This is a genomic window from Pseudoclavibacter endophyticus (genome assembly GCF_008831085.1).
Classification (GTDB): Bacteria; Actinomycetota; Actinomycetes; order Actinomycetales; family Microbacteriaceae; genus Pseudoclavibacter; species Pseudoclavibacter endophyticus.
Genome location: NZ_WBJY01000001.1, coordinates 1,278,172 through 1,294,641, shown reverse-complemented (window position 1 = coordinate 1,294,641; position 16,470 = coordinate 1,278,172). Strand labels below are relative to the sequence as shown.

The 16,470-nt window shown below is 68.8% G+C and carries 22 protein-coding genes; 11 read left to right on the top strand and 11 right to left on the bottom strand.

What is annotated here, in order from left to right; genetic code table 11:
* Positions 1-81: 81 nt before the first annotated feature.
* The 5 genes from F8O04_RS05765 to F8O04_RS05745 are packed head-to-tail and all read left to right on the top strand — an operon-like array spanning position 82 to position 4,189.
* On the top strand, positions 82-756 hold the full coding sequence (locus F8O04_RS05765; protein WP_188726249.1) for a GntR family transcriptional regulator: 675 nt from the start codon (positions 82-84) through the stop codon (positions 754-756).
* A 55-nt stretch (positions 757-811) separates the two neighbouring features.
* Positions 812-1,651: a nitrilase-related carbon-nitrogen hydrolase gene (locus tag F8O04_RS05760; protein WP_158028326.1), complete on the top strand. Its 840-nt coding sequence runs from the start codon at positions 812-814 to the stop codon at positions 1,649-1,651.
* Positions 1,648-2,304, top strand: coding sequence for a DUF2848 family protein (locus F8O04_RS05755; protein WP_188726250.1), 657 nt, complete (start codon positions 1,648-1,650; stop codon positions 2,302-2,304). The genes F8O04_RS05760 and F8O04_RS05755 overlap by 4 nt, the downstream gene beginning before the upstream one ends.
* A 2-nt stretch (positions 2,305-2,306) precedes the next feature.
* The gene (locus F8O04_RS05750) at positions 2,307-3,818 is read left to right on the top strand and encodes a 4-hydroxyphenylacetate 3-hydroxylase family protein (protein ID WP_158028324.1); all 1,512 of its coding nucleotides are present in this window, start codon (positions 2,307-2,309) and stop codon (positions 3,816-3,818) included.
* Entirely contained in the window at positions 3,815-4,189 is a 375-nt protein-coding gene (locus F8O04_RS05745) for a cupin domain-containing protein (protein WP_158028323.1), read from the top strand. The genes F8O04_RS05750 and F8O04_RS05745 overlap by 4 nt, the downstream gene beginning before the upstream one ends.
* Positions 4,190-4,265: 76 nt before the next feature.
* Here F8O04_RS05745 and F8O04_RS05740 read toward each other — a convergent pair whose 3' ends face one another.
* Genes F8O04_RS05740 through F8O04_RS05730 form a run of 3 tightly spaced genes read right to left on the bottom strand, consistent with a single transcriptional unit; the run spans position 4,266 to position 6,008 of the window.
* Positions 4,266-5,324, bottom strand: a complete 1,059-nt coding sequence (locus F8O04_RS05740; RefSeq protein ID WP_158028322.1) for an NAD(P)-dependent alcohol dehydrogenase — start codon at positions 5,322-5,324, stop codon at positions 4,266-4,268.
* A 1-nt stretch (position 5,325) separates the two neighbouring features.
* Positions 5,326-5,541: a helix-turn-helix transcriptional regulator gene (locus F8O04_RS05735; protein WP_158028321.1), complete on the bottom strand. Its 216-nt coding sequence runs from the start codon at positions 5,539-5,541 to the stop codon at positions 5,326-5,328.
* A complete protein-coding gene (locus F8O04_RS05730) occupies positions 5,541-6,008 on the bottom strand; it encodes a hypothetical protein (RefSeq protein WP_225734890.1) in 468 nt (155 codons plus the stop codon). The genes F8O04_RS05735 and F8O04_RS05730 overlap by 1 nt, the downstream gene beginning before the upstream one ends.
* Positions 6,009-6,211: 203 nt before the next feature.
* On the opposite strand from F8O04_RS05730, the gene F8O04_RS05725 reads away from it, so the two are divergent.
* The 3 genes from F8O04_RS05725 (at position 6,212) to F8O04_RS05715 (ending at position 8,335) form a co-directional block, all read left to right on the top strand.
* Complete coding sequence (locus tag F8O04_RS05725) at positions 6,212-7,081, top strand: SDR family oxidoreductase (protein ID WP_158028320.1); 870 nt, start codon at positions 6,212-6,214, stop codon at positions 7,079-7,081.
* A 105-nt stretch (positions 7,082-7,186) separates the two neighbouring features.
* On the top strand, positions 7,187-7,735 hold the full coding sequence (locus F8O04_RS05720; protein ID WP_158028319.1) for a type 1 glutamine amidotransferase domain-containing protein: 549 nt from the start codon (positions 7,187-7,189) through the stop codon (positions 7,733-7,735).
* Positions 7,736-7,849: 114 nt separating this feature from the next.
* Entirely contained in the window at positions 7,850-8,335 is a 486-nt protein-coding gene (locus tag F8O04_RS05715; RefSeq protein ID WP_225734889.1) for a DinB family protein, read from the top strand.
* Between the two features lie 120 nt (positions 8,336-8,455).
* Here the strand turns inward: F8O04_RS05715 and F8O04_RS05710 are convergent, their stop codons facing one another.
* From F8O04_RS05710 to F8O04_RS05700, 3 genes are read right to left on the bottom strand one after another with little or no spacing between them, the layout of a single operon-like run.
* The gene (locus F8O04_RS05710; RefSeq protein WP_158028318.1) at positions 8,456-9,118 is read right to left on the bottom strand and encodes a mismatch-specific DNA-glycosylase; all 663 of its coding nucleotides are present in this window, start codon (positions 9,116-9,118) and stop codon (positions 8,456-8,458) included.
* 13 nt (positions 9,119-9,131) lie between these two features.
* The gene (locus F8O04_RS05705) at positions 9,132-9,596 is read right to left on the bottom strand and encodes an SRPBCC domain-containing protein (protein WP_158028317.1); all 465 of its coding nucleotides are present in this window, start codon (positions 9,594-9,596) and stop codon (positions 9,132-9,134) included.
* A complete protein-coding gene (locus F8O04_RS05700) occupies positions 9,593-9,931 on the bottom strand; it encodes an ArsR/SmtB family transcription factor (protein ID WP_158028316.1) in 339 nt (112 codons plus the stop codon). The genes F8O04_RS05705 and F8O04_RS05700 overlap by 4 nt, the downstream gene beginning before the upstream one ends.
* Positions 9,932-10,256: 325 nt before the next feature.
* Here F8O04_RS05700 and F8O04_RS05695 point away from each other — a divergent pair, with 325 nt between their 5' ends.
* Positions 10,257-10,838: a LysE family translocator gene (locus tag F8O04_RS05695; protein ID WP_229741735.1), complete on the top strand. Its 582-nt coding sequence runs from the start codon at positions 10,257-10,259 to the stop codon at positions 10,836-10,838.
* A gap of 38 nt (positions 10,839-10,876) precedes the next feature.
* Here the strand turns inward: F8O04_RS05695 and F8O04_RS05690 are convergent, their stop codons facing one another.
* Entirely contained in the window at positions 10,877-11,743 is an 867-nt protein-coding gene (locus F8O04_RS05690) for an AraC family transcriptional regulator (RefSeq protein WP_158028314.1), read from the bottom strand.
* A 99-nt stretch (positions 11,744-11,842) separates the two neighbouring features.
* Positions 11,843-12,934, bottom strand: coding sequence for a YbfB/YjiJ family MFS transporter (locus tag F8O04_RS05685; protein ID WP_225734888.1), 1,092 nt, complete (start codon positions 12,932-12,934; stop codon positions 11,843-11,845).
* A gap of 155 nt (positions 12,935-13,089) precedes the next feature.
* On the opposite strand from F8O04_RS05685, the gene F8O04_RS05680 reads away from it, so the two are divergent.
* Positions 13,090-13,701: a TetR/AcrR family transcriptional regulator gene (locus tag F8O04_RS05680; RefSeq protein WP_158028312.1), complete on the top strand. Its 612-nt coding sequence runs from the start codon at positions 13,090-13,092 to the stop codon at positions 13,699-13,701.
* A 137-nt stretch (positions 13,702-13,838) separates the two neighbouring features.
* Here the strand turns inward: F8O04_RS05680 and F8O04_RS05675 are convergent, their stop codons facing one another.
* A complete protein-coding gene (locus tag F8O04_RS05675; RefSeq protein ID WP_158028311.1) occupies positions 13,839-14,234 on the bottom strand; it encodes an aminoglycoside adenylyltransferase domain-containing protein in 396 nt (131 codons plus the stop codon).
* 63 nt (positions 14,235-14,297) lie between these two features.
* Positions 14,298-15,209 carry an alpha/beta hydrolase family protein gene (locus F8O04_RS05670; RefSeq protein ID WP_158028310.1) on the bottom strand — a complete coding sequence of 304 codons (912 nt, stop codon included), beginning with the start codon at positions 15,207-15,209 and terminating at the stop codon, positions 14,298-14,300.
* A gap of 99 nt (positions 15,210-15,308) precedes the next feature.
* On the opposite strand from F8O04_RS05670, the gene F8O04_RS05665 reads away from it, so the two are divergent.
* Positions 15,309-15,884 (top strand): TetR/AcrR family transcriptional regulator, encoded by a 576-nt coding sequence (locus F8O04_RS05665; RefSeq protein WP_158028309.1) that lies wholly within the window; start codon positions 15,309-15,311, stop codon positions 15,882-15,884.
* Here the strand turns inward: F8O04_RS05665 and F8O04_RS05660 are convergent.
* Positions 15,853-16,431 carry an SRPBCC family protein gene (locus tag F8O04_RS05660; RefSeq protein WP_188726251.1) on the bottom strand — a complete coding sequence of 193 codons (579 nt, stop codon included), beginning with the start codon at positions 16,429-16,431 and terminating at the stop codon, positions 15,853-15,855. The two genes, F8O04_RS05665 and F8O04_RS05660, sit on opposite strands and share 32 nt — an antisense overlap.
* Between the last annotated feature and the right edge of the window lie 39 nt (positions 16,432-16,470).

Sequence of the window (16,470 nt, the reverse complement as noted above, 5' to 3'; positions counted from 1 at the left end):
CGCATGCACATCGTGGGCATACATTCGGTCGCGGGGGCGCCGACCCTCGCCCCCGCGACCGATCTCGAAAGGAGCGCCGACATGAGCGCCGAGACCGCCGGCACGACCGCCGCCGACACCGCCTACGACTGGGTGCTGCGCTACGTCGCGGCCCTCCCCTGGGACGAGGACGCCTTCCTCAACGAGAAGCAGCTCGCGGAACAGGCCCAAGTATCACGAACACCTATCCGCGAGGCGCTCCTGCGGCTGGAGGTCGACGGCCTCATCCGGCGGGTCCCCTACCGCGGCACCTATGTGCCCGCGATGTCACAACGCGACATCGACTCGATCTTCGAGGCGCGCGGACTCATCGAGGACTGGGCCGTCGAGCGGGCGACCGAGCTCCGCAGCGACTGCGGGCCGCTGTTCGAGCTGATCGACGAACAGCGCGCCCTCACCGACGACCCCGTGGCGTTCAACTCCCTCGATTTGAAGTTCCACGGCCACATCGTCGGCGCGGGCCGCAACCCGATCCTGGCCGACCTGTACCGGTCGCTCCGCAACCGCCAGCTCCGACTCGGCGTCTGGGCGGTCATGATCCGCGAGAACCGCACGGCGAGCGTCATCGACGAGCACCTCGCGATCGCCACGGCGATCGACGCGGGCGATGTGGATGCCGCTGTCACGGCGGTGCGCACGCACCTCGGCTCGACGATCGCGGCGATCCGGTCGGGAGCGACGGGCCCGCATCCCGGCCTCGCGACCAGAACCGACTGACGCCCGGACCCACCGACCCAGCCAACCACCGCCATTCCGACGAAAGCGAGTCACCGTGAAGATCGGCCTCTTGCAGGTCAGCAGTCCAGACGACGAGTCGCCCGCAGACCGCCGCCGACGCGTCCGAGATCGCCTGCTCGCGCACCCTGACGCGCTCGACCTCATCGTGCTTCCCGAGCTGTGGTCGGCCGGGTACTTCCACTTCGACCGCTACGCCGAACTCGCCGAGTCGCCCGCAGACTCCCCCACTCTCGCCGTTGCGGCCCAGGTCGCTCGTGAGCGCGGATGCTGGGTGCATGCCGGCAGCTTCGTCGAGCGCCGCCCGTCGGGCGCCCTGCGCAACACCGCCGCCCTCGTCGCCCCAGACGGGGCGGTGGCGCAGCAGTACAGCAAAGTGCACGTTTTCGGCTATCGATCACTCGAGGCGGAACTGCTCGAGCCAGGCGACGCCGTCTCCGTCGCCCAAACGCCGTTCGGCCCCACGACCGGCGTCACCTGCTACGACCTTCGGTTCCCGCCGCTCTGGGACGAACTGGTCGGCATCGGCGCCGAGCTCGTCGTCGTCCCCGCGGCCTGGCCCCTCGCCCGCTCGGAGCACTGGCGCCTGCTGACGGGCGCGAGAGCGGTCGACAATCAGGTGATCGTCGTCGCGTGCAACGCGACGGGCACGCACGGCGGCGTCGAGGCGGGCGGGCACAGCCGCGTCGTCGATCCGTGGGGACGCGTGCTTGGCGAGGCGGGTACTGCAGAGGAATGGCTCGTCGTCGACGTCGACCCCACCGTCGTCACCGAGACCCGCAACGAATTCCCGGTACTGCGCGACCGAATCCGCGACTACGCCGCGCTGTCGAGCGCCGACCGCAACCAACCAGCGAGAGAGGCCAACGCCCCGTGACCACCGCATCCGCCCTGACCACCATCGACGATCTCGTCGATCCGGCGACGACGACCTGCCTCGTGATCGGCTACGCCGCGCGCAACGCGGTCGCCGTGCAGGAGCACATCGACGAGCTCGAAGCGATCGGTGTCGCCCCGCCGCCCGAGGTGCCGATGGTGTACCGCATGTCGCCAGGGCTCCTGACGGCATCGCCACGCGTGTCGTCGTCGGCCACGTCGTCGGGCGAGGTCGAGCCCGTGCTCGTCCGATCCGGCGGCAGGCACTTCCTCGGCGTCGGCTCGGACCACACCGACCGCGTACTCGAAGCCGAGGACGTACTGCGGTCGAAACTCGCGTGCCCGAAGCCCGTCGGTGCTCAGTTCGTCGAGATCGATCTCGACACGTTCGATTGGGATGCCTGCAGCATCGGCTGCCAGGTCGACGGCCGCGAGTATCAGGCCGGCCGGCTCGACAGCCTGCGCACGCCCACGAACCTGTTCGGCATCCTCGCCGAGCGCGGCGCGGTCGCCCCCGGGGAGGACGCGGTCGTGTTCGGCGGCACCGTTCCCCTCCTCGACGGCGGGTTCGTATACGGCACCAGCTGGACGGTCTCGCTCACGCTGCCCGACGGCCGCGCCATCACCCACACCTACGAGATCACGGAGGACTGATCATGCGCACCGGAGCCGAGTACCGTGCGAGCCTCGACGACGGCCGCCGCGTCGTGTTCGACGGCGAGGTCGTCAGCGATGTCGCTCACCACCCTGCGTTCGCGGGCGTCGTCGAGACGATCGCCACCATGTATGACGTCGCGGCCGACCCAGCCTCTGGCATGCAGACGGCCGACCCCGAGACGGGCAGACCCGCCAACCGGATCTGGCTCGCCCCCCGGACGCCGGACGACCTACGCCTGCGACGCGCGGCACACGAGACGTGGGCGCGCGTGAGTCACGGTTGGACCGGGCGGAGCCCCGACCACGTGGGCTCATTCCTTGCCGCGTTCTCCGCGCACCCCGAAACGTTCGCCGCCGGCGTCCGCGACTGCTCCGACGCAGTTCGCGCGTATACGCGTCGGCTCATCGACGAGGACCTCTACCTCGCCTACGCGATCATTCCGCCGAAGGTGCAGACGGTGCCGGGCAGCGATCCCGAAGACAAGGTCTTCGTACAGGTCGGCGTCGTCGACGAGCGCGAGGACGGCATTGTCGTGCGCGGTTCGCAGTTCCTCGCGACGGGCGCCGCAATCGCCGACGAGATCTTCGTTTCGTGCATCCAGCCGCTCAAGGAGGGCGCCGAGGACTTCGCGCTGAGCTTCGCGCTGCCCGCCGCCGCAGCCGGTCTGACGATGTACCACCGCCGGCCCCTCGCGCCGCAGGCGGCGAGCGGATTCGATCAGCCCCTCACCAGTCGCTTCGACGAGCCCGACGCGGTGCTCGTGTTCGACGACGTGTTCATCCCATGGGAGCGCGTGTTCGCCTACCGGGACCTCGAGACTGTGCGCGCGCAGTTCTTCGCGACGGGGGCGCACCGCCTCGGCAACTGGCAGGCGCAGATCCGCTTCCTCACGAAGCTGCGGTTCATCGCCTCAGTCGCGCGTCGCATCACCAAGGTCTCCGGAGCCGACAAGGACCCGGGTGTGCGCGGCAAGCTCGGTGAGCTCGCCTCGCTCGTATCGATCGTCGATTCGGCCGTCACGGCCGCAGAAGCGACGGCAGAGCCGGATGCTGCCGGCATGCTGGTGCCCGGCAAGCGGGCGCTGTACGGCGTCATGGGCCTGCAGTCCGAGCTGTACCCGCGCGTCATGTCGATCCTGCGCGAGCTCGCAGGCTCGAACGTGACGCAGCCTCCGGCGACGATCGCCGATCTCGAGCATCCACAGTCGGGCCCCGACCTGCTGCGCTACATCGTCTCGCCCGGCGCCGACACCGTCGAACGCGTGCGACTGTACAAGCTCGCGTGGGACATGATCGGAACCGAGTTCGCGGGCCGCCACCAGCAGTACGAGACCTTCTACGCGGGCGCGCCGGCCATGGTGCGGAGCGTGTACACGCTCGGCAACTTCGGCTACGACGACCTCGACCCCGACCTGGACGCCTTCCTCGCGACCATTCCCCTGCCGAGCACGCCGACCGAAACCTCCCCTGCCGTCCCAGCCACCGCAATCACCGAGGAGACACCCGCATGAAGCCCGAGATCGAGTTCACGTCGCTCATCGACCCGACCTACGAGCCGATCCCCGGCGTCCCGGGGCTCAGTCAGGCGATCCTCGCGCACGACCCCCAGCACGACGTCGTCACGCGCATCCTCAGGTTCGAGCCCGGCACGGACTCGTCGGCGATGGGCGTTCAGCGTCACGAGTGCTGGGAAGAGGTGTTCATCTTCGAGGGCTCGTTCACCGACCTGACCCTCGGCGAGACGTTTACGGCCCCCTGTCACGCCGTTCGCCCGCCCGGGATGCCGCACGGCCCCTGGCGCTCGGACACCGGCGCCCGCATGTTCGAGGTGCGGTATTACCGTGCCGAGGGACCCGTCCGCAGCGAGGGCGCCGGCTCCTAGGCGCCAGGCGGAATCGTCGGCGTGCGGCGTGCCGCCGCGTGCGACTCGCCGCGTTCAGGCCGCTGGCCGCGCTCGGTCAGGCGCCCGGCGCTGGCTCGCCGCGCACCACGACCTTGCCCACCGTGTGCCCCGCCTCGACATGCTCGAGCGCGGCGACCGTCTCGTCGAAGTCATAGACGGCCTCGATCACCGGCGCGATGCGGCGGTCCGCAACGAGACCGACGAGCTCGGCGAGCACGTCTCGCTTCGGCGCGGCGGCGAAGAACGGGATGCGCCGCGAGCTGCCGATCGAATGCACAAGGGCCGAGAGCATCCGGGGAATCGGGCCGAACACCGGGCCACCGTTTCCCGTCACCTGCACGAGCGCACCGCCCACGACGAGCAGGCGCTGCAATGCGCCGATGCGATCGCCTCCCGCGATGTCGATGACCGCGTCGAAGTGATCGCGCGGCAACTCATCGACGCGTGTCGCGCGATAGTCGAACGTTCGCGCCGCTCCGAGCTCCCCGACGAGCTGCCGATTGGGCTCGCCGCAGCTCGCCCACACCTCGGCGCCCCGCAGCACGGCGAGCTGCACCGCGAACGTGCCGACGCCACCCGAGGCTCCGAGCACCAGCACTCGCTTCCCGGCCAACTCGGGGGCGCCGAGACCACCGGCGCTGAGCGCCTGGTGCGCCGTACCGGCCGCGATCGGCAGCGTCGTCGCGACGACGGGGTCCAGCGTCGAGGGCCGGGCGACGAGCCGATCCACCGGTGCGACGGCGTACGTTGCGAGGCCGCCCCCGCCGGGCAGCTCGCCGACGACCTCGTCGCCGACACGGGCGTCGATGACCCCGGGCCCGACGGCAACGACGGTTCCGGCGACGTCCATGCCGCGTACGGGCTGCTTCGGACGACGCAGGCCGAACGCGGCGCGCACGAGCAGCGGATCGCCCAGCAGAATCCGCACATCGCCGGCGTTGATCGCGGTCGCGCGGATGCGCAGCAGCACCTCGTTCTTTCTTGGGGTCGGCACGGGGATATCGGTGGCAGTCGTGCCGTCGGCCGGGCCGTAGTCGCGGCGCGACCAAGCGCGCATCGTCGCCGGGATGGCGGGCGCTTCGGGGAGCGAGGTCGCGGGTTCTGGGGTGGACATGTCATTCCTCCGGATAGTCGAAGAGGTCGTCGAGCCCCACGCCGAACGCGCGGGCGATGAGGAACGCGAGCTCGAGTGAAGGCGAGTACTTGCCCTGCTCGATCGCGATAAGCGTCTGGCGTGTCACGCCGACGCGTCGGGCGAGCTCGGCCTGGGTGACCCCTGCCTGCTCACGCTGGGCGCGGATGGTGTTGGTGACGCGGGTGGGTTTGGCCATCAGACGAGGCCGAAGCGGTAGGCGAGCACGCGAGCGATGCCGCCCAGGAATGCAGAGATCGCGAACCCAGCGAACATCGCATTCGCGATCCAGAAGAGCTCAGCGCCGAGCGCGCAGAGCACGATGACGCCGAGGCCGGCGATGACGAGGACCACGTGCTCGACGCGCCCGCCCATGACGCCGATGTCCCGGTCGCGAACATCGGTCTCGGTGGATGCCTCGGGATCGCGGGCTTTCGCGACGATCCCCCAGGCGACCGAGACGAGGATGCTCAGCGCGATGCCGCCGCCAATCGTCCAGAGCATGGGCGGCAACCAATCGATCGCCGTCAGGTCGCCGCCGTCTGCCTGGACGAGCACGAGCGTCACATAGACCGCGAAGACGATGATGCTCGAGACGAGGCCCGACCACGCGACTCGTTCCTGATAGACCACGACGCCCCCTCTGATGTCAACTTTTCTTGACATTGGGATGCTACGCAGGCCACGTGACGGCTGTCAAGAATTCTTTACACCGCGGGCCGAACCGCCACCGCGCGATCGGGTACCGAAGCCTCCGTCGACGGGCATCAAGCATCCAGGTCCGCTTCGTAGCATCGAGCGGGAACAGGACCTGCGGTACGCGAACCTCGCTCCGCGTGCCGCGCACGAGACGTCGAAGGGAACGACGCATGAACGCTCAGCCCGACACGCCTTCCGAACTGCCAGCACAGCAGCAGCCCACACAACCCGGGCTCACCGAGCCGATGACCCCGACGCCGGATCACGGCGAAGACTCGTGGGTCGGCCATGACCGCCTCGCCGGCCGCCGAGCCCTCATCACGGGCGGCGACTCCGGCATCGGCCGCGCGGTCGCCCTCGCGTTCGCGCGCGAAGGCGCGGACGTCGCGATCGTGCACTTGCCCGAGGAGCAAGAGGACGCCGACGAGACCAAGCGCCTCGTCGAGGAGACCGGCCGCAGAATCGTCACGATGGCCCTCGACCTCACCACCGAACAGGGCTGCATCGACGCCGTCGCGAAGACCGTCGAGTCTCTCGGCGGCCTTGACGTCCTCATCCCCAACGCGGCGCATCAGAAACAGCGTGACGGCGTCGAAGACCTGAAGGTTGAGAACATCGAGCGGGTGTTCCGCACGAACCTGATCTCGACTATGGTGCTCGCCCGCGAGGCGGTCCCACACATGTCGGCAGGATCGTCGATCATCAGCACGACGTCGATCCAGGCGTCGGATCCGTCGCCCGGCCTCCTCGACTACGCGATGACGAAGGCGGCCCTCGTCGCCTTCACGCAGGCGCTCGCCGCGGAGCTGGGGCCAAAGAACATCCGCGTCAACGCGGTCGCTCCTGGTCCGATCTGGACTCCGCTGATTCCCGCAACCGGATTCCCCGACGACAAAGTCGAGAACTTCGGTCAGGAAACGCCCCTCGGCCGGGCCGGGCAGCCCGCCGAGCTCGCGGGCGCCTACGTCTACCTTGCGAGCGATGAGGCCACGTACGTCTCGGGGGCGATCATCCCCGTCACGGGTGGCCGACCGTTTTAGTATCCGCAACCGAAGACGGCCGCAGCCGCCCCGACGTGGCTCGCGGGCGATGACCATGGGCGCAGCGGAGCGCGGCGCCCGAACACACCCAACGAAGGAGGAAACATGGCAGAACTCGACGGCAAGCGCGTGGCATTCCTACTCACCGACAACTTCGAGGACAGCGAGCTCACCAGCCCGTGGCAGGCCGTGACCGACGCGGGCGCCCAGGCGACGCTCGTCTCGCCCGCCAAGGGCTCGATCACGGGCAAGAACGGGCACTCGCAGCAGGTCGACCTCGCGTCGTCTGAGGCGAGCTGCGACGACTTCGACGCGCTCGTGCTGCCCGGCGGGGTCGGCAACGCCGACACGCTCCGCATGGACGCCGACTCGGTCGCGTTCGCGCGCGCATTCTTCGAGCATCACAAGCCCGTCTCGGTCATCTGCCACGGCGCCTGGATACTCGCGGACGCCGATGTGCTGCAGGGCCGGACGATCACGAGCTTCCCCAGCCTCAAGACCGATCTCGTCAACGCCGGCGCGACCTGGGTCGATGAGGAGGTCGTCGTCGACGAGGGGCTCGTCTCCAGCCGGACCCCCGACGACCTGCCGGCCTTCAACGCCAAGACGGTGGAGGAGATCGGGGAGGGCAAGCACGCAGGCCAGACCGCCTAGCACTCCCCACACCCTCCACGCGACGCGCGGCGCTCGCCCTCCCCGGGGCGGGCGCCGCGACGCGTCGTGGGTGGTACGCACTTCGCCCGACTCACGCGTCGCTACTCTGGCCGCATGTCGCTCTTCATGGCCGCGTCGGAGCGGGACCTTCTCGAACGGATGCTCGACCACCAGCGCGAGCAGATCGCGGCGGTCCTCGACGACGTCACCGAGGACGAGGCCAGGGCACGTCTCGTGACGTCGCTGACCACGCTGCTCGGCATCGTCAAGCACGCCACGTGGGTCGACCGGATCTGGTTCGAGCACCGCGTCGCCGGCACCGGCCGCGATGAGCTCGGGCTCGCACCAACGATCGACGCGAGTTTCGCCCTCGAGCCAGCCGACAGCATCCACACGATTCGTCAGGGGTTCGTAAACGCTTGCGAGCGCTCGCGGGAAATCGCCGCGACGCACCACCTCGACGAGGAGTACGAGTGGCGCGGCAAGCCCGTCACGCTCCGCTTCATCTACGCGCAACTCATCCAGGAGTACGCACGGCATGCCGGCCACGCCGACATCGTGCGCGAGCAGCTCGCGGCGCGGCGCGACCCGCAGGGCTAAGCGACACATCGGGGGCGGAAGCGACGATCGGACTCGCGTCCGACAAACGCTCGCCCTGTGCGTCGCAGCGTGCCGGGCGAGATCGCTGGCGGTATGGCGCAATGACGCCGTCGGGCCACATCAGTCGGATGAGCTCGCCGCCACCCACACCTCACGCCACCGCTCGGCGAGCGAATCGATGGTCTCGTGCGCGTTGAGCCCGCTCGGCTGGGGCACGACCCAGAGCGCGGTATCGGCGGGCCACCCCGGGATCAGGGACGTGTCTTGTCGTCCGAGGCGCGCCTTCGGCCACCCGAATGCCGTGCGGAACGCCGTGATTCCCGCGATCGCCGCCACGCGAGGGCGCAGCTCGGCGAGCCGTTCGACGAGCTCGCGGCCGCCTTCGCGAAGCTCCTCGCGCGAGAGCTCGTCAGCGCGAACCGTCGCACGCCCGACGAGGTTGGTGATGCCGATGCCGCGGGCGAGCAGCTGCGCCTCGTCATCCGCGGACAGGCCCGCGGCCGCGTCGACGACACGGTCGGTCAGGCCCGCCCGGTGCAGTGACGGCCAGAATCGGTTGCCTGGCCGGGCGAATGGCGCGTTGACCGCCGCCGTCCACAGCCCCGGGTTGATCCCGACGATGAGCAGGCGCAGCGGCGTCCCGGATGCTGGGAGGACGTCGTCGATCGCGTCGGGGTCTGCGGTTGCGAATGCGGCGAGCTCGTCGCGGGTCGGCCGGCGCCCCCCGAGCGGCGGCGGGCGCCTCGGTCGGCCCGTGACGTCCGCTGGGTCGTCTCGCTGCATCCCGCCACGATAGTCAAGCCTCGATGAGTGCGGCTAACTGGCCGGTGACGGCGCTCCACCCCTCGACGAGTCCCAGTTCCTCGTGCCGTGCCCGCGCTTCCGGATCCGCGTGGCGCGCGAGGATTCGATAGAGGGTGCCGTCGGCGTGGTCGACGAGCGTCACCTCCCCCGTGACGGCGACCGGCTGCGGCGACGCGGGGCGCAGCGTGCTGTCGACGGCGTTCGTGAAGACGAGGCGTACGGCTTCGTCGACGACGAGAAACGCGGCGTCCATGTGCGGGACGAAGCTCACCCCGTCTTCGCTCATCGACGTGACGAAACCGCCGCCCGCCGTGGGGTCGAACGATTCGATGCGGCAGGCGTAGGGCTCCGGAATCCACCACTCGGCGAAGAGCTCCGGCGTGGTCCAGGCGCGCCAGATGGTGCGGCGCGGGGCGCGAATGACGCGCTCGATGACGAGGTCGAGTTCGGGGTTCATGAGGGCTCCTTCTCCATACGAGTCACGAGTGCTTCCAGACGGTCCGTCCGTTCACCCCAGATGCGCTGCTGCTCGTCGAGCCAGTCACCGGCCGCCGTCAACCGATCGCGGCGCAGCGAACACATGCGCACGCGACCCACCTTGGTCGTGCGAATGATGCCGCTGCGCTCGAGTGCGCGCACGTGCTTGAGGAACGACGGCAGCGTCATCGACGCGCCGGCCGCAAGAGCGCTGACGCTCGCATCGGCTGCGCCGAGTGCGCTGACGACGCGGCGACGCGTGGGGTCGGCCAGCGCGGCGAAGACGTCATCGAGCTCGCCCGCATACTTTGCCATGTGGCTAAGTATTCTCCACGGCCGCACGGACCGCAATCCCCCGCGCGACGATTCGCGAGTCCTGCCGATGAGGTCGATGCTCCGCATGGTCGGGCGGCGCCGTCGAGCCCGCCCGATGAGATGCGGCTCACCTGCCAACCGCGTTCAATCCGCACCCACAGCTCGAACGTCGCCGTACCGGGGTCCACGGCGCGTTCGCGCACCACGGCGACCGATGGACCGGCGCCAGTACGCTGGTCGCCGTGCGCCACCCGTCGTCCGCCGACCTCTTCGAGAGGCACCCGTCGTGATCTCGTGGGGTGCATTCCTGCTCGCCGCAGTGCTCATGGCGATGATCCCTGGCGCGAACCAGATACTGGGGTTGCGTAACGCTGCGCTGGTGGGAGTCCGATACGCCCTCGTCGGGGTGGCCGGTCGTTTCGCAGCCTTTGCGATCCTCGTCGTCTTCGCCGTCGCGGGCCTCGGTGCCCTGTTAACCACCTCCGCGGTCGCGTTTGAGGTCGTCCGCTGGGCGGGCGTCGCCTACCTGGTGTGGTTGGGCGTGACGACCTTCCGGAACGCCGGACGAGGGCGCGATGGTGCCTCACCAGCCCCAGCCGACCGGTTGAGTGTCGCCGCCCGGCGCGAGTTCATCACCGCCTTGACGAACCCCAAGGCGCTCCTGCTCTTCGCATCCTTCCTGCCCCAATTCATGCCGCGCGACGCGCCGGTCGCCACCTTGGCCCTGCTCGCCGTGGTCTACATCGGCGTGGAGGCCCTGGTGGCCCTGGGCTACATCGGTGCCGGTCGCGCCCTGCGCTTCGGAGGAGAGCGGCTGCGGACGGTCCGACACCGGCACATGGATCGCATCGCGGGCGTGAGCTTCATCGGCTTCGCCGGCTACTTGGCCATCGCCCGGCGCCCGTGACTCGCTGGGCCGTCGCCCGCACGCCGCCCGCTTCGTGCTCAGGCGCGTTCGATCGGCATCCACAGATCGCATGTCGCCGTGCTGAAGTCGTCCGCTCGTTCGAGCACCGAGATGATCGATGGGCCGGGGCGCAGACGCCAGGGGTTCGACGGAAACCACTCGGTCGCGGAGGCCGCGTACGCTCGCTGCAGTGCGGACGGATGCGGGCCGGAGGTGCGAAACACGACCCACTCCCCCGCAGCGACGTCGATCACGTCGAGATCGCTGGGACCCTCCGTGTGTGCGCCGACCGCGACACCGTGCAGGTAGGTCAGCTCGCTGCCTTCGGCAGCATCAGGGTCGACATCAGCACTCACCTGCAACAGGCCCGACGGCTCCGTTTCGCTGAGCTTCTTGAGTCGCTCGTGCTCGGCGGCGGGCAGCGCCGCGACGTGGTCTCGGATGCGCGGATTCACGCCCTCGTAAATCAACGGCACGCGAGCAGCGTGACCGATCAGGCGGAAGTCGGGCCGTTCAATGATTCGGGCGTCCATGGGGGCGCTCCCTTCGACTGTCAGGTGGAACCTGAGGACTGGTTGGGTTCGAAGGGGGCCGCCTTCACGCCGGACGTCACCATGGCTCGCACCGTGCACCGCGTGGAATGCTCGACCGAATGCCTCGGTCGATCCGTACCCGTAGCGCACCGCGATGGCGAGCAGGTCTTCGTCGCCGACCACGTCGGCCGCGGCGACCGTCATCCGCCGCCGTCGGATGTACTCAGACACCGGCATGCCCGCCAGCGACGAGAACATTCGACGAGCGTGATACCCCGTCGTTCCCAGCGAGGCCGCGAGCGCTTCGACGTTTATCTCGTCGCCGAGCCGCCGCTCGATCTCGTCGACGAGGCGGTTGAGGATCTCGATCATGGCCGCTCCCTTCACGCAACACTCTCGTCGGCGCAAGAGGTTCCCACCCGACTTTTCTGGTTCGATGCTGTCGCATTCGCTCGCCGTACACGCGTGTTCTCACTGCACACGGAGCCTCGGATGGACCTGGACCCACATCGTCATGCCGAGCCCTGCCGCAACGACGAACGCGGTGCTCAGACCGGTCTGGTCGGCGAAGAGGCCAGTCGCGATGGATCCCAGCGTCTGCCCGACGCCCAGGGCGAGGAACGAGAGGGTGACACCGCGCGCAGGCGAAGCCGGGTAGAGCTTCGCCGCCCAGAGGATGCAGAGTCCGGTCAGCCCCATGAACGCTGCACCGAACGCACCTGCCGAAATCAACGCAAACTGCAGGCTCAGGCCGGGCACCGCGAGAAGCGCGATCGCTGCCGACCACAGCATCCACGTCGCCACGTTCACGGTCGTCAAGGTCAAGCGCTTTGCAAGCGCCCCCACGACTCCGCCTATCGGGCCCGCCACCCCGATGACGAGCCAGAACCATCCTGAGACACCAGGGTCGACCCCCGCACGTTGAACCTGATCCACTGAGAAGTTCCAATACGGAGCGCTGGTGAACCCGAGCAGCACGGAGTTGACCAGCAGCAGCGTCAGACCCGGCCTCCGCCATCCCTCACCGGAACGACCGATCCCGTCACCCTCGGCAGCCCGAGGCAGCGTTCGCCACGCAAGCGCGGTGACGAGCGCGGCGGCCGCGCCGAAGCCCAGCCAGGTCACCTGCCACCCGAACACCAGCGCCGGAGCGAACGACGAAACCGCCAAGCCCAAACTCGTTCCCGTGTTCGCCCAGGTCTGCGCGCGCGATCGTGGCCCGGTGGCGACGGAGCGAGCGATGAGCTGGGCGACGCCTGGAGAGACCAGTCCCGCCCCGACGCCCGCGGTCAGCAGCCCGATGACGAAGACGGGGAGCCAGTCACCGGAGACGCCAGCGAGGGACAGGCCCGTGGACGCGATCCCACTCGCCAGGACCACAGCGGCCCGGGCACTGAGCATCGCCGTCAGCCGAGGAGCGAGCAGCAGCCCGACGGTATAGCCGAGGGTCGATGCCCCGCCGACCACCCCGATCGCCGTCGCGCTCATCGCGAAATGGTCGGCGATGTCGGGGGCGAAAAGGCCGTAGGCGTATCGGCCGAAGCCGTAGCAGGAGGCGATCACGCTGGCCGTGACAGCAGCGATCGGCCACCATCGCCGACCATCTTCCGCTCCGTGAGGCACTGCGGACGACTCGGATTGAGACCACTGTTGCGTCATCGACACCCTCACTTCACAGATCGGTAAACCTGATCGAGAGCCTAGGTATACTGACCTGTATGGTCAAGGACGAAGAAGGGCACGTGCTGGAGGACCCGTCGCAGGACCTCGCCGTACCGGAATTGACACCGAGCGCCCGGCGCATCGTGGATGCGGCGACGCAGCTCTTCTATCGCCACGGCATCCACGCGGTCGGGGTCGACACGATCGCGCGCGAGTCCGGCGTGACGAAACGCACCCTCTACGACCGCTTCGGCTCGAAGGACAATCTCGTGGCGGTCTATCTTCGGGCGCGCCATCACACGTGGTGGAGCCGGTTCCAGCGCCGTCTCGACGCGGCCCCTCCCCCGCGTGTCCTCGCGCTCTTCGACTCGTACGCCGAGGACGCGGCACCGTCCGGGCGCGGCTGCGGGTTCCTCAACGCGGCCGGTGAACTTCCCCACGACCATCCCGCTTACGCGGTGATCACCGCACACAAGCGCGCGGTGGAACACTGCGTCTACGACCTGATCCACACCGACTACCCGCACCTCGAGGATCCGCGAGCTCTCGCCGACGAAGTGTTTCTCCTCCTCGAGGGAGCGATCGCCCATCAGGGAATCGATACTGATCGCCATCGCCTGCACAACGCTCGGCAGATCGCCGAACAGCATCTCGGAGCTGCCGCATGATCCGGTGACACGGATGCTCGCTGCCATCGAGCCGGAGCTCATCAGTCGTCCGTATCGGCACCCTCGGCGAGCTCAAGAACGGCCGAGACGAGGTCGCTGAAACCGGGCTCTCGACGACGGCGGTGGGGAACGGCGTCTCACCGCTGCGTGGATGCGTGGTGAATGAGGTCGAACATCGACTTCGCTGCGGTCGACACCCGATCGGCCTCGCGACCCCAGTCCACCTGGAACTCGCCCCGATGCTCCGCGGCAGCCAGGCGAAGCAGTTCCGCGGCGTCCGCACCCATTCGCCGCGCAGCACTGTCGGCCGCATGCTGCTTCGACACGATGTCCCCGGTCTCGACGGTGTGCAGCGCGCGCGCCAGGGTGAGGAGAACATTGCGTTCGTCGCCCGGGAGACCGTTGACGAGTGCGAGCGATACCGTCAGCTGAGCTCGCCTCAGGAGCTCGAGCGGCACCCCTGGGACGACGTCACCGAGGGGCGGTCCGTGCAGGACGCGGTGCGAGGCCAACGCGGTCGCCAGAAGGAGCACGACGCTTCCACGACGGCCAAGCTATCTGCGCGGGTCCGTCAATCTGTGCGCGACACGGGGGCGCTACTTGCTGCCGATACGAATGGAGTCGTTGCTGGCAGCCGCCCGCTCGCCAAGCCTCGCCCAGGGCGCTTGGTCGAGGCCGAAGACGTCGAGAAGGTAGGCGGACACCGCGTCCGCGACGAGTGCGACGCGGTCGGTGTCCTCGTCGGTGGTCTCGGCCACCTTCTCTCCAGCGATCCCGCCGAGCGTGTGCTCGCCCTCGGCGATCGTGAGCAGGCTTTTCGGCGCTGGGCTGAGGTGGTACGCGTCGGTGAACCAGTCCGGCCCGCGGGTGGACATCGCGGACTGATCCTTGCCGCCGGCGATGACGAGCGCCGGAGTGGCCATGGTGGAGTAGTCCGGCCGCATGAACGACAGGTGCTCGAGCGCGAACGGCGTGAGCGAGTCGCCGATCCCGGTGGCTGCGATCAGCACGCCGGTCTTCGCCGCGGAGTGGGAGAAGTCCTGGCCCGGGTTGTCGTCGGCGTCGAAGACGCGTGCTCCGAGAAGCGAGCCGACCGTCTGAGCGCCCCAGGAGTGCCCGACCACCGCCACACGGTCAAGGTTGGCCCTAGCGTCCAGTCCCCCGGCTTGCCGGAGGATGCCGCCGAGGTTGTCCAGGATCGCGTGCAGGTCGGTGATTCGGACACGCCAGATGGTGCCGAATCGCGGATCGTCGAAATCGATGCCGTGGCGTCGGGAGTCGAGGTGCGTGGGCTGCACGACGATGAATCCGGCGGCGGCCAACCGGTCGACGAGGGGTTCGTAGCCGTCCATCGACCAAGCGTTTCCGTGCGAGAACACGATCAGCGGAAGGACCTCGCCCGAGGACGGGGCCGTGACCTTGACCTGGAGATCGATGCCTCGACCGGAGGTCGGGACGGTGATGGGCTTGACGGCGATGACGTGCTGATCGGTCTGGGAGGTGGGCATGGCTTGCTGCTTTCTCGTCGATGGCTTGTGCCATACTTGCCGGAACGTTGTTCCACGACATTAGCGGAACATGGTTCCACCAGCAAGGGGAGGTCTGACGTGACGGAGTCGATTGGCGCGCGACAAGCCCAAGTAGAACGCAATCGTGAAGCACTGCTGGCCGCTGCGGCCGCCGTGTTCGTCGAGCAAGGCGTACAGGCCCCGGTGCGCGTCATCGCCGATCGCGCCGGCGTCGGCATCGGCACCGTTTACCGACACTTCCCCAGCCGTGCGGAGCTGGTCACCGCCGTGTATCGCCACCAATTGGACGAGTGCGCATCTTTGGCACGGAGGCTCTTGGAAGAGGACGTCTCACCCGCCGTCGCTCTGACCCGATGGGTCGACGCGTTCGTGGAGTTCCTCGTCACCAAGCACGGGCTCGGGGTCGCTCTGCAGTCTGAAGATCCCAGCCTGCTCAGCCTGCGCACCCTCATGCTCGATAAGCTCGTCCCCGCGTGCGCATCGCTGATCGACGCGGGAGTCGCGGCGGGTCAACTCGACCCGCGACTGACGGCCTATGCGCTGATGCGGGCCATCGGAAACCTGTGCATCCTCGGCGCCCACTACGGCCGATCCGACGCCAAAGACATGGTGGATCGGCTCCTCATCGGATGCCGCGCCCCGCAGCACGGGTAACGCCAAGCCGTGCCTGCGCAAGACAATCTGGGCGCCCGCGCATAGTCGCCACTTCCGGATCACCCCGACCGCAGCTCCACGGTGCACGGAGCAGCCGCACCCACCACGATCGCCGCGCAGCGGAGAAAGCCGTGCCAGTTGACGCCGAAGCGCGGTCGAGGCTCTCTTCCAGGAGCGCATCGTGCAGCGGTCGGTAGAACAGTGGCCAGGTGACCCTGGCCGCGCCATGCACCGTCATCTCGAGCTCGTGGCGCAGCACGCACGAGTCTTTGGCGGTCGAGGCGACCGAGAACGAGTGACGGCCACGGAAGCCCACGGGGCGGGTGAACCTGAAGATCACCGAGCGGCCCGGATCGTGACCCTCGACGAAGTAGCGCACCGGACCGTGTCCACCTGCCGCGCCCGCTCCGATCGGCCGGTCCAACCGCAGCCGCGGCCACTGATCGCCGGGCCACAGCCGGTCACCCGTGCTCCCCAGTGAATCGATGAGCGCGCCGACCGACTCGGCACTCACGGCAAGCGCGCGCTCGTGCACATTGCGGATCACACGGCCACCCTAGCCGGGCGCCTCTCAGGCGGGAACGCG

Excerpts from the sequence above, each read along its gene's own strand:
- F8O04_RS05745 (WP_158028323.1), top strand. The coding sequence starts at position 3,815 with ATGAAGCCCGAGATCGAGTTCACGTCGCTCATCGACCCGACCTACGAG.
- F8O04_RS05715 (WP_225734889.1), top strand. The coding sequence starts at position 7,850 with ATGTCGCTCTTCATGGCCGCGTCGGAGCGGGACCTTCTCGAACGGATG.
- F8O04_RS05750 (WP_158028324.1), top strand. The coding sequence starts at position 2,307 with ATGCGCACCGGAGCCGAGTACCGTGCGAGCCTCGACGACGGCCGCCGC.
- F8O04_RS05725 (WP_158028320.1), top strand. The coding sequence starts at position 6,212 with ATGAACGCTCAGCCCGACACGCCTTCCGAACTGCCAGCACAGCAGCAG.
- F8O04_RS05765 (WP_188726249.1), top strand. The coding sequence starts at position 82 with ATGAGCGCCGAGACCGCCGGCACGACCGCCGCCGACACCGCCTACGAC.
- F8O04_RS05690 (WP_158028314.1), bottom strand. The coding sequence starts at position 11,743 with ATGATCGAGATCCTCAACCGCCTCGTCGACGAGATCGAGCGGCGGCTC.
- F8O04_RS05670 (WP_158028310.1), bottom strand. The coding sequence starts at position 15,209 with ATGCCCACCTCCCAGACCGATCAGCACGTCATCGCCGTCAAGCCCATC.
- F8O04_RS05700 (WP_158028316.1), bottom strand. The coding sequence starts at position 9,931 with ATGGCAAAGTATGCGGGCGAGCTCGATGACGTCTTCGCCGCGCTGGCC.
- F8O04_RS05720 (WP_158028319.1), top strand. The coding sequence starts at position 7,187 with ATGGCAGAACTCGACGGCAAGCGCGTGGCATTCCTACTCACCGACAAC.
- F8O04_RS05705 (WP_158028317.1), bottom strand. The coding sequence starts at position 9,596 with ATGAACCCCGAACTCGACCTCGTCATCGAGCGCGTCATTCGCGCCCCG.
- F8O04_RS05710 (WP_158028318.1), bottom strand. The coding sequence starts at position 9,118 with ATGCAGCGAGACGACCCAGCGGACGTCACGGGCCGACCGAGGCGCCCG.
- F8O04_RS05740 (WP_158028322.1), bottom strand. The coding sequence starts at position 5,324 with ATGTCCACCCCAGAACCCGCGACCTCGCTCCCCGAAGCGCCCGCCATC.
- F8O04_RS05730 (WP_225734890.1), bottom strand. The coding sequence starts at position 6,008 with ATGTCAAGAAAAGTTGACATCAGAGGGGGCGTCGTGGTCTATCAGGAA.
- F8O04_RS05735 (WP_158028321.1), bottom strand. The coding sequence starts at position 5,541 with ATGGCCAAACCCACCCGCGTCACCAACACCATCCGCGCCCAGCGTGAG.
- F8O04_RS05695 (WP_229741735.1), top strand. The coding sequence starts at position 10,257 with ATGGCGATGATCCCTGGCGCGAACCAGATACTGGGGTTGCGTAACGCT.
- F8O04_RS05680 (WP_158028312.1), top strand. The coding sequence starts at position 13,090 with ATGGTCAAGGACGAAGAAGGGCACGTGCTGGAGGACCCGTCGCAGGAC.